A 15,941-nucleotide genomic window follows, 5' to 3' on the forward strand; every position below is an offset into this window, starting at 1 on the left:
CCGGCCTTCTGCACCCCCTGGCGGGGCTTCTGCACCCCCTGGCGGGGCCCGACGGCTCCGCCAGGTACACCCGCTTGCCGGTCCAGGGGTTGCCGCTAATGTCGATATGTGGGCCAAAAGTGCGTTTTCGTTTCCGCGCTCTCCCGGTGGAGGGACGGCGCCGTACGAGAAGGAGCCTCCCATGACCAGCACATTGCGGAGCGCGATAGCTCTGGCCGGAGCGGCAGCCCTGTCACTGGGCGCGGTGGCGACCAGCGGTGCGGCGCAGCCGGGAGCGGGCCGTCAGGCCGACGAGGTCAAGATCGGGCTGCTGCTGCCCGAGAGCAAGACCACGCGATACGAGAAGTTCGACCGGCCGTACATCGAGGACAAGATCAAGGAACTGGCACCCGGCGCCCAGATCGACTACTACAACGCCGCAGAGAGCGCGACCACCCAGCAGCAGCAGGTGAACACCGCCCTCGCCAAGGGCGACCAGGTGCTCATCCTGGACGCCGTGGACGCCAAGTCGATCCAGTCCTCCGTGCAGAAGGCACGGGACGCGGGCGTGAAGGTCGTGGCGTACGACCGGCTAGCGCAGGGCCCCGTCGATGCCTACGTCTCGTACGACAACCGCAAGGTCGGCGAGCTGCAGGGCAAGGCCCTGCTGGAAGCGCTGGGTGACAAGGCCGACAGTGGCGAAATCGTCATGCACAACGGTTCGCCGACCGACCCGAACGCCGCCGAGTTCAAGGCCGGCGCCCACTCCGTCCTCGACGGCAAGGTGAAGATCGGCAAGGAGTACGACACCCCGAACTGGGACCCGAACAACGCCAACCAGCAGATGGCCGGCGCCATCAGCGCACTCGGCAAGGACAAGATCGTCGGCGTGTACTCGGCGAACGACGGCCTGGCCGCCGGCATCGCCACCGCCCTCAAGGCGTCCGGCATCAACGTGCCCCTGACCGGTCAGGACGCCCAGCTCGACGCGATCCAGCGGATCCTCGCGGGAACACAGACCATCACCGTCGAGAAGCCGTACAAGCCGGAGGCGGACACCGCGGCAGCGATAGCGGTCGACCTCGCGCAGGGCAAGGACATCCCCAAGTCCCTCACGCCGGAGACCGTCACCAGTGGCAGCGGCGAGAAGGTCCCGGCCAAGCTGCTGACACCGGTCGTGGTCGACAAGGACAACATCAAGGACACCGTCGTCAAGGACGGCCTGTACTCCGTCGAGGAGATCTGTACCCCGAACTACGCCGACGCCTGTGAGAAGGCCGGTCTCCAGTAGCTCTGTGTCCAGGACTACTCCGGACGATCGCCGGCGTGCGGTCGTCCGGCGGGGGACGAGACCGTCAGCCCGTACGGACGGGCAGCGGAGGAGGCGGTTCCTTTGCCGCAAGAACCTGTGCTCACTCTGCGGGGGATCTCCAAACGCTTCGGCGCCGTCCAGGCGTTGTCGGGATTCGACCTGGAGGTCCATCCCGGCGAGGTGGTCGCGCTCGTCGGCGACAACGGCGCCGGTAAGTCGACCGCGGTCAAGGCGATCGCGGGAGTCAACCCGCCCGACGAGGGCGTCATCGAATGGCAGGGCCGCACGGTCGCCATCGGCCGCCCGCACGACGCCCAGAACCTGGGCATCGCGACGGTCTACCAGGACCTCGCCCTGTGCGACAACCTCGACGTGGTCGGCAATCTCTTCCTCGGCCGCGAACTACGCCGCTTCGGCGTGCTCGACGAGGTCCGCATGGACCAGCGTTCGCGCGAACTGCTCGACACGCTGTCCATCCGCATCCCGAGCGTCCGCATCCCCGTCGCCTCGCTCTCCGGTGGACAGCGTCAGACGGTGGCGATAGCCCGTTCCCTGATCGGCGATCCCAAGGTCGTCATCCTGGACGAGCCCACCGCGGCCCTCGGCGTGGAGCAGACGGCCGAGGTCCTGGACCTGGTCGAGAGACTCCGTGACCGCGGCCTCGGGACCATCCTGGTCAGCCACAACATGGTGGACGTGATGGCGGTCGCGGACCGGATCGCCGTGATGCGCCTCGGACGCAACAACGGATTCTTCGACCGGCGCTCCACCACCACCGAGGAGATCATCTCCGCCATCACCGGGGCCTCCGACAGTGCGGTCACCCGGCGCCAGGCCCGCAAGCGGGAGGAGGAGCGATGACCCGGGATCCCGCCCGCGACGCCGACGACGCCGCCCAGGAACCGGCGCGCGATGCCATGCCCGCCGTCGACGCCCGCCTGCTCGTCCGCGACGAGGGCATCCGAGGGTACGTCGGAGAGTTCTGGCGCAAGACGCGCAGCGGGGAGCTGGGCTCCCTGCCCGTCGTCATCGCCGTGATCATCATCTGGACCGTGTTCGGCAGTCTGAACAGCACGTTCCTCTCGGCACAGAACCTCTCCGACCTCAGCCAGCAGATCGTCGGCACCGGCATGATCGCCGTCGGCATCGTCTTCGTCCTGCTCCTCGGCGAGATCGACCTGTCCGTCGGATCTGTCAGCGGTCTGTGCGCTGCGATCTTCGCCGTACTCAACGTCCTGAACGGCATGAACGAATGGCTGGCGCTTCTCGTTGCGGTGCTGGGTGGAGCGGCCGTGGGGCTCATCCAGGGTTTCTTCTTCGCGAAAGTGGGCGTGCCGGCTTTCGTCGTCACCCTGGCAGGCAACCTCGCCTGGAACGGGCTGATGCTCCAGATACTCGGATCCAGCGGCACGGTCAACATCCCCGCCGACAGCATCGTCGCCGAGATCTACTCGACCATCTACCACAGCCCGGCCGCCGCCTACGTGGCCGCGGCCGTCGGGGTCGGACTCTTCCTCGTGGCCTCCCTCCTGGACGCCGCACGGCGCAGAGCGGCCCGAGTGCCGTCCCGGCCGGTCGCCGAGATCGTGTTGCGTACAGTCGTCATCGCCGCCATCGCCTTCGTCACCGCGTACATCCTCAACCAGTACCAGGGCCTCCCGCTCGCCCTCCTGATCTTTCTGATCGTGCTGGTGGTACTGGACTTCGTGCTCCGCCGCACCACGTACGGCCGGAAGGTCTTCGCGGTCGGCGGCAACTCCGAGGGGGCGCGACGCGCGGGCATCAGCGTGCCGGTCGTCCGGATGACCGTCTTCTCGATCGCCGGCGCCATGGCGGCCGTCGGAGGCCTCTTCCTCGCCGGGCAGATCCAGTCGGCGAGCCAGACCTCGGGCGGCGGCAATCTGCTGATGAACGTCATCGCCGCCGCCGTCATCGGCGGGACCAGCCTGTTCGGCGGGCGCGGTTCCGTCTGGTCGGCCCTGCTCGGCGCCCTGGTGATCGGATCCATCCAATCCGGGATGAACATCATGGGTGTGAGCAACGCCGTCCAGTTCATGATCACGGGATCGGTCCTGCTGGCAGCCGTGGTCGTCGACTCGCTGTCCCGCAGGAGCCAGAAGGCCGCGGGGCGCGCATGATCCCGTACGCGGCCGGGCCCGGGGTCACGGACGTCGCCGCCCCTCCGGTCAGCCCTCGGCGCCGGCGGGGCGCCCGTCGTCCAACGTGACGTCCTCGGCACGGAGGTGATCGGCCAGAGCCTCGGAGATCCTGGTGAGGGCGTCGATCCGGCCGGCGTCCAACGGTTCGATCAGCAACTGCCGGATGTGCGCTGCGCGCCGCGGATAGGCCTCGGTGATGGCGTCCCGCCCTTCAGGCGTGAGGGCGATCATGGCGCCTCGGGAGGAGTCGGGGCATCGCTCGCGGGTGAGCAGGCCGCGGCCGACCATCCGGGTCAGATGGTGATGCAGCCGGCTCTTCTCGAACTGGGTGACTCCGCTCAGCTCGAACGGCCTCAACTGCGCGTCCGGCGCCCGGACCAGCGCGCTCAGGATGGCGAAATCGGGTTCGGAAAGCCCGGTTTCCTGCTGGAGCCGCCGTGCCATCCGGGGCCAGAACAGCACCTGCATCTCGAAGAACGCGTTCCACACGCGGTCTTCGTCTTCGTCGAGCCAGTCCGAGGTGCCGCTCATGCTTGCGCTCCTGCCGGGGACGAGGAAGGGGTTGACACGTCATCCCCAGCACAGCATTCCTTGTTCGCGCACGTCAATTCGCCTCCGGCGAGGCGCCTCCCGTCCTGCCGATCCGGGGATCGAGCACCGTGTAGAGGAGATCCACCAGAAGATTGACGGTGGCGAACGCCGCGGCGCCGAGCAGCACCAGGCCCTGCACGAGGGGCAGGTCCTGTCGGCTGACCGCGGTCGCGATCAGCCGGCCGACTCCGTCGCGTGAGAACACCGTCTCGACGACGACGGAGCCGGACAGCATCCCGCCGACGAGGAGACCGGCCATCGTGAGCGCGGGCAGTACGGCGTTGCGCAGGGCGTGCCGTACGTGAACGGCAGACCTCCGCACGCCCTTGGCGCGGGCCGTGTCGATATAGCTCCGGCGCAGCTCCGACTGCAGGCTCCTGCTGAGCAGTTGGGCGATGAGGGCCGTCGCGGGCAGGGCCAGGGTGAGGGAGGGAAGCACCAGGGCGGCGCAGCCGTCGTTTCCGAAGGCCGGGAAGAGGTGCCGGCGGAAGGAGAACTGCTGCAGGAGCAGCAGGCCCACCCAGAATGAGGGCAGTGCGATGCCCAGCGGTGGCGCGGTCAGCAGCATCTGCTGAAGGCGGCGCGAACGCACCAGTGAGGCGGTGAGGGCGAGCCCGGTCCCGGCCGTGAGGCCCGGACACGAAGGCCGTCCGACCGGTATGAGCGGGGTCGGGCCGGGCACCGGAGCGCCCGGCCCCGCCGTGAGTCCGTGCGGGCGCGCCGCAGCCGGCTTCAGCCCCTTGACGCGGTCATCCGCGAACGGAGGCCAGGGCGCCCGACCAGGACTCGACCTGGTCCAGCACTCGGGCCAGCTCCTCCGCACGGGTCCCGGACGGTGAGAAGGCGGGTAATCGGGGAAGTCCACCGAGGCGGGCAGCGGCAGCTGCGCCTGGACGGTCGCGATCCTGAGTTCGGCGGCGATCTGGCGCAGGTGCTCCACCGCGCGCACCCCGCCGGCCGCGCCGATGCTCACGAACCCCGCCGCCTTGTCGTTCCACTCGCCGTAGATGAAGTCCAGGGCGTTCTTGAGCGCGGCCGGGGCGCTGTGGTTGTACTCGGGGGTGACGAAGACGAACCCGTCGAACTCGGCGACCCTCGCCGCCCATCGCCGGGTGTGCGGGTGTTCGTAGGTTCCGTACTGCGGAGGGAGGGACTCGTCGTAGGCCGGCAGGTCGAAGTCCGCGATGTCGACCAGTTCGTAGGTCGCACCGGGCCGTTCGGATGCGGTCTTGTGTACCCATTCGGCCACGTCACGGGTGACGCGACCCGGGCGAACACTTCCCACGACGACCGCGATCTTGGGCATGGCCGTTCTCCTCATCGGTGAGTTGATGTGTCACCTCGAAGCATGGGGGCCCTTGGGTGACACGTCAACTCGCCTTTGGTAGCTGGTGGTTGTCAGGCCGCGCGATGTGTACGTGACACGTCATGACCGCGGGGTCCGGGGGTGGGTGTCCGGGCATCCGCCGTGCTCCGGACGAGGCGGTCGCGTCCCAGGTCGCGCGGGGTTCCCTCGGGCCTGCGCCGGCCGATGGGCCGCTGCGGAAGCGCGCGGCGCGGGCCCGGCGGGCAGCCCGCTGAAGTTCACGCAGCGGCAATGATCCGATCTGTGTCCGCCGCATGAACTCTCCGTCCGGATGTGAGGGGTGACGGCTGGACGGAACAGGCGGCGCAGCCGCGTTGTTGCCGCTCGCAGCAAGGCGAGTACGGCCATGATCCGCCGGGCATTGCGCGGCGAGCCCGTCGCGCGTAGCGTTCCGGGCAGGTCATGAGTGTCAGCCTCAAGCCCTGGCTTGCTGACCGGCAACCCTCCTGCGCGGCGGGGTGCTCCAGGTGACGACCAGGCGGGGCCCGTCCGGGTTCCGCAAGCGCGAGGCCTCCGGGCCCGCCGAGCCGGAAGAGCGGAGGCGACGGTCATGCCATCGGTGACCTGCCCGCTCGTCAGGGTGCTCGCCCCCCGACGCCGCGTCCACCTCTACTCACGGCCCCACATCGACCTCCAGCGCGTGGCCGCCGCGCTCTGTTGTTCCTGACCCGTACCCGCGACGCCGAACCTCCCGACGAGGCCCGGCGATCACCCACGGTCGATCAGGAAGGCACCCTGTCGTGTCCGCACCGTCATCCCCGCACCCTCCCCTGTCCGCCCCCCTGCACCTCGCCGTCGCGCTCAACGGCGCGGGCTGGCACCCGGCCGCGTGGCGCGAGCCGGAGGCCCGGCCCGGGGAGCTGCTCACCGCCGCGTACTGGTCCGACACCGTCCAGGAGGCGGAACGCGGCCTGCTCGACTTCGTGACGATCGAGGACGCGCTCGGGCTCCAGTCCTCGAAGTTCACGGGACCCGACGACCGCACCGACCAGGAGCGAGGGCGCCTCGACGCGGTACTCATCGCCGCTCGCGTCGCCCCGCTGACCCGGCATATCGGGCTCGTCCCCACCGTGGTCGCCACGCACACGGAGCCGTTCCACATTTCCAAGGCGATCGCCACGCTCGACTACGTGAGCACCGGCCGCGCCGGCCTGCGTATCCAGGTATCGGCGCGGCAGCACGAAGCCGCCCACTTCGGCCGCCGCACGTTCCCGCCCTTCGGCGTCGAGGACCTGGACACCCCGGCCGTCCGCGACCTGACCGCCGAACTCTTCGAGGAGGCCGCCGACTACGTCGAGGCGGTGCGCCGTCTCTGGGACAGCTGGGAGGACGGCGCGGAGATACGCGACGTCGCCACCGGCCGCTTCATCGACCGCGAGAAGCTGCACTACATCGACTTCGAGGGACGGCACTTCAGCGTCAAGGGCCCCTCGATCACGCCCCGGCCCCCGCAGGGACAGCCGGTCGTCAGCGCCCTGGCGCACCAAAGCGTTCCCTTCCAACTGGTGGCCCGTTCCACGGACATACGATACATCACCCCGCACGACACCGGCCGGGCCCGCACCATCATCGAAGAGATCCGCGCCGAACGGGCCGCTGCGGGGCGCGCGGCGGAACCCCTCCACATCTTCGGGGACCTCGTCGTCCTCCTCGACGACGATCCCGGAGCCGCAGCGGCCCGCCTGGACCGTCTCGACGGCCTCGCGGGACATCCGTACACCAGCGACGCGAAGGTCTTCGCCGGTACACCCTCGCAACTGGCGGACCTGCTCCTGGAATTTCAGCGGGCCGGGCTCACCGGATTCCGGCTGCGGCCCGCAGTGATCGGCCACGACCTCCCGGCGATTACCCGCGAGCTGGTACCCGAACTGCAGCGCCGAGGCGCCTTCCGGACCGCCTATGAGGCCGACACCCTGCGCGGGCTGCTCGGACTCGCCCGCCCCGCCAACCGCTACGCCGCAGTCTGAGCCGGAGGGACCACCGAAATGAGTATCAGCAACGGCGCCGGCACCAGCACCGGCAAGCCGCTCAAGCAGATCCATCTCGCCGCCCACTTCCCGGGCGTCAACAACACCACGGTATGGAGCGATCCCGCGGCAGGCAGCCACGTCGAGTTCAGCTCGTTCGCGCACTTCGCGCGTACCGCCGAACGCGCCAAGTTCGACTTCCTGTTCCTCGCCGAGGGGCTCCGGCTCCGCGAACAGGGCGGGCAGATATACGACTTGGACGTCGTCGGGCGCCCCGACACCTTCACCGTACTGTCCGCCCTGGCGGCCGTCACCGAACACCTGGGCCTCACCGGCACGATCAACTCCACGTTCAACGAGCCCTATGAGGTGGCCCGCCAGTTCGCCAGCCTCGATCACCTCTCGGGCGGGCGCGCGGCGTGGAACGTCGTCACCTCGTGGGACGCCTTCACGGGCGAGAACTTCCGCCGCGGCGGATTCCTGCCGCAGGAGGAGCGGTACTCCCGGGCCAAGGAGTTCCTCGCCACGGCCAACGAGCTGTTCGACTCATGGCACGGCGACGAGATCGTCGCCGATCAGGGGGCCGGCACCTTCCTCCGGGACGCCCGGGCCGGATCCTTCTCGCACAAGGGACAGCACTTCGACATCGAGGGGCAGTTCAACGTCCCGCGCAGCCCGCAGGGCCGCCCGGTGATCTTCCAGGCCGGTGACTCCGACGAGGGACGCGAGTTCGCGGCGGAGGGCGCCGACGCGATCTTCAGCCGCTACAGCACCCTCAAGGAGGGACAGGCGTTCTACACGGACGTGAAGGGCCGGCTCGCCCGCCACGGCCGCACCCGTGATCAGCTGCTCATCCTGCCCGCCGCGACCTTCGTCCTCGGAGATTCGGACGCCGAGGCACAGGAACTGGCCCGCGAGGTACGCCGGCAGCAGGTCAGCGGCGCCACCGCGATCAAGCACCTCGAGTTCGTCTGGAACCGCGACCTGTCCTCGTACGACCCCGAAGGGCCGCTTCCCGACATCGACCCGGACCTCGGCGAACACACCATCGCCCGCGGCCGCGCCCAGGTACGCATGTACCGCGATCCGCTGGCCATCGCCCGGGAGTGGCGGGAGCTCGCGGCCGCGAAGAACTGGTCGATCCGTGACCTCGTCATCGAGACCGGCAACCGTCAGGCCTTCGTCGGCTCACCGGCCACGGTCGCGTCGACCATCAACGACTTCGTCCAGGCCGACGCCGCCGACGGCTTCATCCTCGTCCCGCACATCACACCCGGCGGGCTGGACGTCTTCGCCGACACCGTGGTCCCGCTCCTTCAGGAGCGCGGTGTGTTCCGTACGGAGTACGAGGGCACGACACTGCGCGACCATCTCGGCCTGGCTCACCCGGACGACGGCGCGGCAGAGCCGGTGGCGTCATGAAGTTCCTGGCCATCACTCTCATCATCCACGCCCCGGACCCGGTGACCGGCGTGCAGAAGCCGACCACCGAACGCTTCCGGGAGGTGATCGACAACGCGCTGCTTGCGGAGGAGCTCGGCTTCGACGGCTTCGGTGTCGGCGAACGGCACGAGAGGCCGTTCCTCTCCTCCTCGCCGCCCGTCGTGCTCAGCCATGTCGCCGCGCTCACCTCCCGCATCCGGCTGTTCACCGCCGTCACCACCCTCAGCCTGCTCGACCCGGTGCGCGCCTACGAGGACTACGCCACGCTCGACCATCTGTCCGGCGGGCGGCTCGACCTCATCATCGGCAAGGGCAACGGGACGGCGCAACGCGAGCTGTTCCACGTCACGCCCGAGGACCAGTGGGACCGTAATGCCGAGAGCTACGAGCTGTTCCGCCGGCTCTGGCGCCAGGGCAAGGTCACCGCCTCACCACGCTTCCGACCCGAGCTGACCGAGGCGGAGGTGTGGCCGAGGCCGCTCCAGCGGCCTGTCCGGGTGTGGCACGGCAGCGCCACCAGCCGGGAGTCGGTCGACCTCGCCGCACGCTACGGTGACCCGCTCTTCTCGGCGAACGTCACCCACGCGATCGAGCCGTACGCCGAACTGATCCGTCACTACCGCGAACGGTGGGAGCACCACGGCCACGACCCGGCCCTGGCGGTGGTCGGCGCGGGGACGGCCGGTCACCACACGGCCCGCACCTCGCAGGAGGCCGTCGCGGCCTACCGGCCGGTGTTCGAGGGGCATCTCGCGTTCCAGAAGCAGCTGGGCGTCGATCCGGTGTTCCCGACCCTGGAGGACTTCGTCGAGCGCAGCTCGGCACTGATCGGCAGCCCCCAGCAGGTCATCGAGAAGGTGCACCGCTACCACGAACAGTTCGGACACACGGTCCTGCACCTGCACGCGGACGCAGGCGGCCTCACCGACGCACAGCACCGGGACTCCCTGGAACTCTTCCAGTCCGACGTCGCCCCGGTACTGCGACGAGACATCCCGGACCCGCCGTTCGCCTGGGCCCCGGTCCTTGCCGGGCCCGCTCCAGCGACAGCGACCGTACGGGTGCCCGCATCCGCATCCGTCCCGTCGACCGGCTGAGGAGCGTCGCGACCATGTCTCGCATCCCTCTCGGGGTCCTCGACCTCATACCGATTCCGTCCGGCTCCACGGCCACCGACGCGCTGCGCAACACCATCGACCTGGCACGCCGGACCGAACGGTCCGGCTACGCCCGCTACTGGTTCGCCGAGCACCACCTCAACCCCGGCGTGGCAGGGACCTCGCCCGCCGTCGTGCTTGCCCTGACCGCCTCGGCGACCTCCACGATCAGAATTGGCTCGAGGGCAGTGCAACTGGGCCACCGCACCGCCCTGTCCACCGTCGAGGAGTTCGGCCTCATCGACGCTCTGCACCCCGGTCGGCTCGACCTGGGCCTCGGCCGCTCGGGCGGACGTCCGCCCGACCGCAGGGCCGAACCCGCACCGACCACGATCCCGGTCACCGACGGACGCGCCCCGAACGGGCTGCGGATTCCGGCCCGGTTCTCCTTCGCGCACCTTCTGGGCTCACCCCGGATCGCGCTCCAGCAGAAGCTTCTCCACCAACCAGGCGCACGGGCACAGGACTACGGCGAGCAGATCGACGACATCCTCGCGCTCCTGGGCGGAACGTACCGGTCGGCCGACGGCATCGAGGCACATGCCGTACCCGGCGAAGGCGCCGACGTGCAGGTGTGGATCCTGGGCAGCAGCGGCGGACAGAGCGCGGACGTCGCCGGCCGCAACGGGTTGCGGTTCGCCGCGAACTACCACGTCAGCCCGGCGACCGTGCTGGAGGCGGCCGAGGGCTACCGCGCGGCGTTCCAGCCTTCCGATGTGCTCGACAAGCCGTACATCAGTGTCTCCGCCGATGTCGTCGTCGCCGAGGACGACGCGGCTGCACGCGAACTGGCCGCGGGGTACGGCCCGTGGGTCCGCAGCATCCGGTCGGCCGAAGGCGCCATCGAGTTCCCCACTCCGGAACAGGCCAGAGCCCACCCGTGGACCGACGCGGACCGGGACCTGGTCGCCGACCGCGTCGACACCCAGTTCGTCGGATCACCGGGACGCGTCGCCGACGAGCTCGAACGGCTCCAGGAGGCCACGGGCGCCGACGAGTTGCTGATCACCACCATCACCCATGGGCACGCCGACCGGGTGCGCTCCTACGAACTGCTGGCCGAGGAGTGGCAGCGCCGATGAGGTGAGGGGGCGCGGCGCCGGACGAGGCGCGGGTGGCGGCGGTGAACCGGCCGGCGGGGCGGAGAGGTCGTGCGAAAACACCTGGCGAGCACCGATACCGGCCGCTAGGCTGCCCGCGATGACCACACACACTGCTCTCGGATTGGGGGACCCGTCCGCGCAAGGTGAGTGCTGATGCTCACTGAGAACGCGAACAGGGATCCCTTCCTCACCTTCTGGCTGCGCGTACGCGAGTTCGCCGTGCCGCCCTCCATGATCGAGACCGCGACCGCCCGCCGCCGCGCCGGTGACTGGGCCGGGGCATGCGCCGCTGCGGGCATCGACGTCGATTTCCAGCTCCGCACCCTGGCGCGCACACACGGCCGGGAACTCGCCACCCGGGTACGGGCCGACCTGCGCCATCTGGTGCCGGACCTCCTGCGCTGGCACCTGCCGAGGATCGCCCCGCACGGGCTGCTGCGCCCTGGGCTGACGATCGCTCTGGCACGGTACGAAGCAGGGGAGCCGGACGACCGCAACCCCCTGCATCTCGTGGTCCGGACCCCGCCCGCCCGGGCCGACGCCGGCCAGCGGATGAGCCTCGCGCTGTGGGAGGGATCCCGCTCCGACGCGAGCGCCCGCCGTCACCCGCATCCCCGTCCCAGCCGGCGCTTCCGCCTCGACCTGCACCGCCACCTGTGGGATGCCCGCACCACGGGCGAACTGCGCATCCGGTCCGGGGCCGACCGCCCTCCGGCCGACGTCGTGGACCCTGCCTCGGCAGCCCTGATTCCGCCGGGCCGGCGTTGCGCCACCGGCCGATGGGCGGCCGAAGCGGCCCTGCTCCTGGACGCCGAGACCCGGTCCACCGGCACGTTCGTCGTGCGGCTCGGGGGCCGGCACCGGCTGCTCCTCGAACTGGACGCGCACGGCGACGCAACCGGGCAGCCGGCCCTGCGGATCGCGCAGGCGTCCCGGGACACCGCCGGATCCGTGCTGCCGGTCCTGCCCGACGCGGCGACCTGGGCGCTGCCCGACCTGGAGCTGATCCGCAGCGGGGCATTCGCGGCCGACCGGCTGCACCCCTTGGTCGTCCGGGCACTGATTCCGGATCACGTGCCGGTGCGGCCCGCACCGGCTCCCGACCGGGCCGGGCAGCCGCGCCTCGTGGAGTGCCGCGGAGCACGGCACCGGATCGGGCTGGTCGACGGGGTGCTGGCCCCGCTCGACCACGACCCGGCCGAGCTCCGCCGCGAGGAACTCCTGGCCGCCCTGACCGGGACGCCGATGCCCTGCCTCCAGGCCGTCGACGAGGCCCACCGTCGTCCCGACTGCCTCACCGGTGTCCGGGAACGCCTGGACCACGGCGACATCGAAGGTGCGCTGGCCGTCGTCGAAGGGCTGCTGGGCCCCGGAGCCGTCTTGCGCAGCGGCCCGCTGCGGGACGAGCTGGAAACCGCGGCGCGGCGGCGCATCGACTACGGACTGTTCCGGGCGGACCTCGCCGGATCCGGTCCTCGCCACCCCCTCCCGGAGCACCGGCGCTCCCGGGGCCGCCACCCGTACCGGCGTCCGCGCCTCGCCACCGTCCGCTGATCCGGGACCTTCATCCGCGCCTCCGGCGCTGTTCCCATCCGTACCGAGACCCCTCAGGTGATCACCCATGCCCACACGCACCTTGTCCGCGCCCACCGGAGCCCACCACGACCCCGCTCCCGCATCCCAACTGGACGTCGCGGACGAGCTGATGTCCCTCCTGCGCGACACCACCACCGAACCGCGCCCCGACATCCAGCTGGAGGCCCTCACCCTGGCCGTCGCCGCCGACCTGCCCGTCCTCCTGTGGGGCGAGCCGGGGATCGGCAAGAGCGCCGCCCTCACCCAGCTCGCCGAGTCCCTGGATCTCCCGCTGACCACGGTGATCGCCAGCGTGCACGAGCCTTCCGACTTCTCGGGGCTGCCCATCGTCGGCGACGATCCCGCGGAACAGGGCGTCCCGATGGCGCCTCCGGACTGGGCGGTGCGCCTGGTGCGGGCAGGCCGTGGGCTGTTGTTCCTCGACGAACTGTCGACAGCCCCGCCCGCCGTCCAGGCCGCTCTGCTCCGTCTCGTACTGGAGCGACGGATCGGCGCGCTCCAGCTCCCGCCCGGTGTGCGGATCGTGGCAGCCGCCAATCCCCGCTCGTCGGCGGCCGACGGATGGGAGCTCAGCCCGCCCCTCGCCAATCGGTTCGTGCACCTCCAATGGGTCCACGACCACGAGGTCGTGGTGCGCGGACTGGGTGGGACGTGGCCGCGGGCCACCCTGCCGCAGCTCGCCCCCGAACGGTTCCCGCAGGCGGTGGACTTCGCCCGCCGCGCGGTGTGCGGGCTGCTGTCCGCGCGCCCCGCGCTCGTGCACCGGCTGCCCAGCGGGGAGACGCGCCGGGGCGGGGCCTGGCCCTCCCCGCGGAGCTGGGAGATGACGCTGCGTCTGATCGCGTTCGCGACTGCGGCCGACGCCTCGCGCGATGTGCTGTCACTGCTCGTCAGGGGTGCGGTGGGGGACGGGCCGGGGCTGGAGTTGCTGGCGAGCCTGGACCGGATGGACCTGCCGGACCCGGAGGACCTGCTCGCCGACCCGGCAGGCGCCGAGCTGCCGGAGCGGGGGGATCTGCGCCAGGCCGTACTCGACGGCGTGGTGGCGGCGGTCCGCCGGGCTCCGGAGAGGTCCCGCTGGGATGCGGCCTGGGCCCTGCTCGTCCGGGCGCTGGAGACGGGGGCCCCGGACCTGGTCGTCGTCCCCGCCACGACACTCGCCGCGCTGCGACAGCAGGACTGGGACGTGCCGGAGTCGATCGAGGCCCTCGCGGGAACCGTGTCGCTCTCCCGGCGCGCGGAGCAGGCGGCGGCCCGCGCCGCGGTCGCGACCAAGGCCCGCCGGTGACCCCGGGCGAAACGGGGGCCCTGGACCTCGACAAGCTCTACGCCGCCCGGTTGCAGGCGGCCCGGGCCCGCCCCTACCTGGCGACCGCGCTGTTCGCCCTGCACCTCGTGGAGTCGCGGCGGGTCCCGACCATGGCGGTCGACCGGCACTGGCGGTGCTACGCCTCGCCCGGCTTCGTGGACCGGACACCGGTGGAGGAACTCGCCGGTGTATGGGTCCACGAGGTGTCGCACCTCCTGCGCGACCACCACGGGCGCAGCGACCGGTTCGTACGCGAGCACGGGCCGGCCGGTCCGGCGGAGCGGCTGCGGATGAACATCGCCGCCGACTGCGAGATCAACGACGACGTGTTCGGCGACGGCCTCGTGCGGCCCGCGGGGGCGGTGGAGCCCCGGCATCTGGAACTGCCCGAGGGTGAACTGATGGAGGACTACCTGCGGCAGTTCCGGCTCGGGGCGCGTACACAGCACCTGGCCTGGCTGGACTGCGGCAGCGGCGCCGACGGGCTGGAACGGGAGTGGGACCTGGGGCCGGACGGCGCCCACGGACTCAGCGCTCAGGAGCGGGACGCGGTGCGCTTCCGGGTGGCCCAGGGCATCGTCGGACGGCCGGGGAACGCCTCGAAGGGGTGGAAACGGTGGGCGCAGGAGGCGTTCCACCCGCCCCAGCCATGGCGGCAGTTGCTGGGAGCCGCGGTCCGGTCGGCGGTGTCGGGGCAGGGGGCCGGCGAGGACTACACGTACGGCCGCCCGGCCCGGCGATCCGCCGGCGTGCCCGGTGTCGTGCTGCCGAGCCTGCGGCGCAGGCCGCCGCGCGTCGCGGTGGTCGTCGACACCTCGGGTTCGGTCAGCGACGCCGAACTGGGCAGTGCGCTGCTGGAGGTCGCCGCCATCTCCCGGGCCGTGGGCGGCCGGCGGGACCTGGTCACCGTCCTGGCGTGCGACGCGGCGACCCGGGTCGTCCACCCGCTGTGCCGTGCCGAGGGCATCGCGCTGGTCGGCGGTGGCGGTACGGACCTGCGCTCGGGCTTCGCCAGGGCGCTCCGGTCGCAGCCCCGGCCCGATGTCATCGTGGCCCTCACCGACGGGCAGACCCCCTGGCCCCGCACGCCGCCGCCGTGCCGGACGGTGGTGGGTCTGTTCGACCGGCCGCACGCGCGGCGGTGGGACGAGGATTCCGGGTACGTTCCGGACGAACCGCCCGCATGGGCACGCACGGTGGTCATCGGGGCCGCCGCGTCGTGAACCGTACGGAGTCCTGGGCTACGCCGGCGCTCCGCCCGCGCCGGGCGCCCCCGCCCGCAGCCCGTCCATCACCAGGTCGAACAGGCGGGCGGCCCTCGGCTGCCAGTCGCTCTGCGGGTCGAGCTGCCAGAGACCGGCGATGGCGAGGAGGAAGTCGTCAGGGGTCACGCCCGGGCGGATGGTGCCCGCCTCGTCGTTCGCGTGCAGCAGGAGCGTGATGCCGCGGGTCACCGGACTGTGGCCGAGCTGTGCCAGGCTGCCGCACGGGCCGGCGGTCGCGCGCAGGGCGACGGCCAGACCGGCCTTGGCCATGGCGTACTGCGCCAGCCGGTCCATCCACTCCCGCAGCGCCCGGTCGGGGGCGCGGGTCGCGAGCAGATGGGCCGCGGTGTCCGCGACCTGCTGCATCTCGTAGCGGTAGACCTCCAGGACGAGCGCCTCGCGGTTCGGGAAGTTGCGGTAGAACGTCCCCTGCCCGACGCCGGCCTTCTTCGCGATCGCGCTCACCGGGGCGTCGGCCGACCGTGTCAGTTCCACGAGGGCGACGGCCAGGATGCGCTCGCGGTTGCGTTGCGCGTCCGGACGCTGGGGCGTGCACTTCTCCTCGTCCACGTCTCCTCCTTCCGGACACACGGCCGTGACGGCCTTGCTAAGCGGACAGCTGTCCGCTTGTCCGTCGAACTAGCGGACAGCTGTCCGCTTAGCAAGGCCGTCACGGCCGTGTGTCCGGAAGGAG

The 15,941-nt window shown here is 71.1% G+C and carries 14 protein-coding genes and 1 riboswitch; of the genes, 11 read left to right on the top strand and 3 right to left on the bottom strand.

Translation table 11 applies throughout. From position 1 onward, the window contains the following. Window positions 1-181 precede the first annotated feature (181 nt). The 3 genes from JGS39_RS12225 to JGS39_RS12235 all read left to right on the top strand — a co-directional run bounded on the left by JGS39_RS12225 (window position 182) and on the right by JGS39_RS12235 (window position 3,429). Window positions 182-1,270, top strand: a complete 1,089-nt coding sequence (locus JGS39_RS12225; protein WP_219568890.1) for a sugar ABC transporter substrate-binding protein — start codon at window positions 182-184, stop codon at window positions 1,268-1,270. Between the two features lie 102 nt (window positions 1,271-1,372). Then, window positions 1,373-2,152 carry an ATP-binding cassette domain-containing protein gene (locus JGS39_RS12230; RefSeq protein WP_219568891.1) on the top strand — a complete coding sequence of 260 codons (780 nt, stop codon included), beginning with the start codon at window positions 1,373-1,375 and terminating at the stop codon, window positions 2,150-2,152. Then, entirely contained in the window at window positions 2,149-3,429 is a 1,281-nt protein-coding gene (locus JGS39_RS12235) for a sugar ABC transporter permease (protein ID WP_219568892.1), read from the top strand. Before JGS39_RS12230 ends, JGS39_RS12235 begins: the two co-directional genes overlap by 4 nt. A gap of 48 nt (window positions 3,430-3,477) precedes the next feature. On the opposite strand, the gene JGS39_RS12240 is transcribed toward JGS39_RS12235, so the two are convergent. Both JGS39_RS12240 and JGS39_RS41645 read right to left on the bottom strand, forming a co-directional pair. Next, entirely contained in the window at window positions 3,478-3,981 is a 504-nt protein-coding gene (locus tag JGS39_RS12240) for a MarR family winged helix-turn-helix transcriptional regulator (protein ID WP_219568893.1), read from the bottom strand. Window positions 3,982-4,054: 73 nt separating this feature from the next. Continuing rightward, entirely contained in the window at window positions 4,055-5,347 is a 1,293-nt protein-coding gene (locus JGS39_RS41645) for an NAD(P)H-dependent oxidoreductase (protein WP_308120348.1), read from the bottom strand. 458 nt (window positions 5,348-5,805) lie between these two features. Then, window positions 5,806-5,918: riboswitch (SAM riboswitch) on the top strand. A gap of 39 nt (window positions 5,919-5,957) precedes the next feature. Between JGS39_RS41645 and JGS39_RS41885 the strand changes: the two genes are divergently transcribed. From JGS39_RS41885 to JGS39_RS12285, 8 genes are all read left to right on the top strand, one after another. Next, entirely contained in the window at window positions 5,958-6,074 is a 117-nt protein-coding gene (locus tag JGS39_RS41885; protein ID WP_326655793.1) for a putative leader peptide, read from the top strand. A 73-nt stretch (window positions 6,075-6,147) separates the two neighbouring features. Continuing rightward, on the top strand, window positions 6,148-7,374 hold the full coding sequence (locus JGS39_RS12255) for an LLM class flavin-dependent oxidoreductase (protein WP_308120349.1): 1,227 nt from the start codon (window positions 6,148-6,150) through the stop codon (window positions 7,372-7,374). An 18-nt stretch (window positions 7,375-7,392) separates the two neighbouring features. Further along, on the top strand, window positions 7,393-8,796 hold the full coding sequence (locus JGS39_RS12260) for an NtaA/DmoA family FMN-dependent monooxygenase (protein WP_219568895.1): 1,404 nt from the start codon (window positions 7,393-7,395) through the stop codon (window positions 8,794-8,796). Beyond that, complete coding sequence (locus JGS39_RS12265) at window positions 8,793-9,914, top strand: LLM class flavin-dependent oxidoreductase (protein WP_219568896.1); 1,122 nt, start codon at window positions 8,793-8,795, stop codon at window positions 9,912-9,914. Before JGS39_RS12260 ends, JGS39_RS12265 begins: the two co-directional genes overlap by 4 nt. A gap of 14 nt (window positions 9,915-9,928) precedes the next feature. Next, a complete protein-coding gene (locus tag JGS39_RS12270) occupies window positions 9,929-11,056 on the top strand; it encodes an LLM class flavin-dependent oxidoreductase (RefSeq protein ID WP_219568897.1) in 1,128 nt (375 codons plus the stop codon). 174 nt (window positions 11,057-11,230) lie between these two features. Then, complete coding sequence (locus JGS39_RS12275; protein WP_236063917.1) at window positions 11,231-12,631, top strand: hypothetical protein; 1,401 nt, start codon at window positions 11,231-11,233, stop codon at window positions 12,629-12,631. 67 nt (window positions 12,632-12,698) lie between these two features. Then, window positions 12,699-13,961 (top strand): AAA family ATPase, encoded by a 1,263-nt coding sequence (locus tag JGS39_RS12280; RefSeq protein WP_219568899.1) that lies wholly within the window; start codon window positions 12,699-12,701, stop codon window positions 13,959-13,961. Next, window positions 13,958-15,205, top strand: a complete 1,248-nt coding sequence (locus JGS39_RS12285) for a vWA domain-containing protein (RefSeq protein WP_308120350.1) — start codon at window positions 13,958-13,960, stop codon at window positions 15,203-15,205. The genes JGS39_RS12280 and JGS39_RS12285 overlap by 4 nt, the downstream gene beginning before the upstream one ends. A gap of 18 nt (window positions 15,206-15,223) precedes the next feature. Here the strand turns inward: JGS39_RS12285 and JGS39_RS12290 are convergent, their stop codons facing one another. Further along, window positions 15,224-15,817, bottom strand: coding sequence for a TetR/AcrR family transcriptional regulator (locus JGS39_RS12290; RefSeq protein WP_219568900.1), 594 nt, complete (start codon window positions 15,815-15,817; stop codon window positions 15,224-15,226). Window positions 15,818-15,941: the final 124 nt, after the last annotated feature.

It is taken from the genome of Streptomyces poriferorum (assembly GCF_019399235.1).
In the GTDB taxonomy this organism is placed as follows: domain Bacteria; phylum Actinomycetota; class Actinomycetes; order Streptomycetales; family Streptomycetaceae; genus Streptomyces; species Streptomyces poriferorum.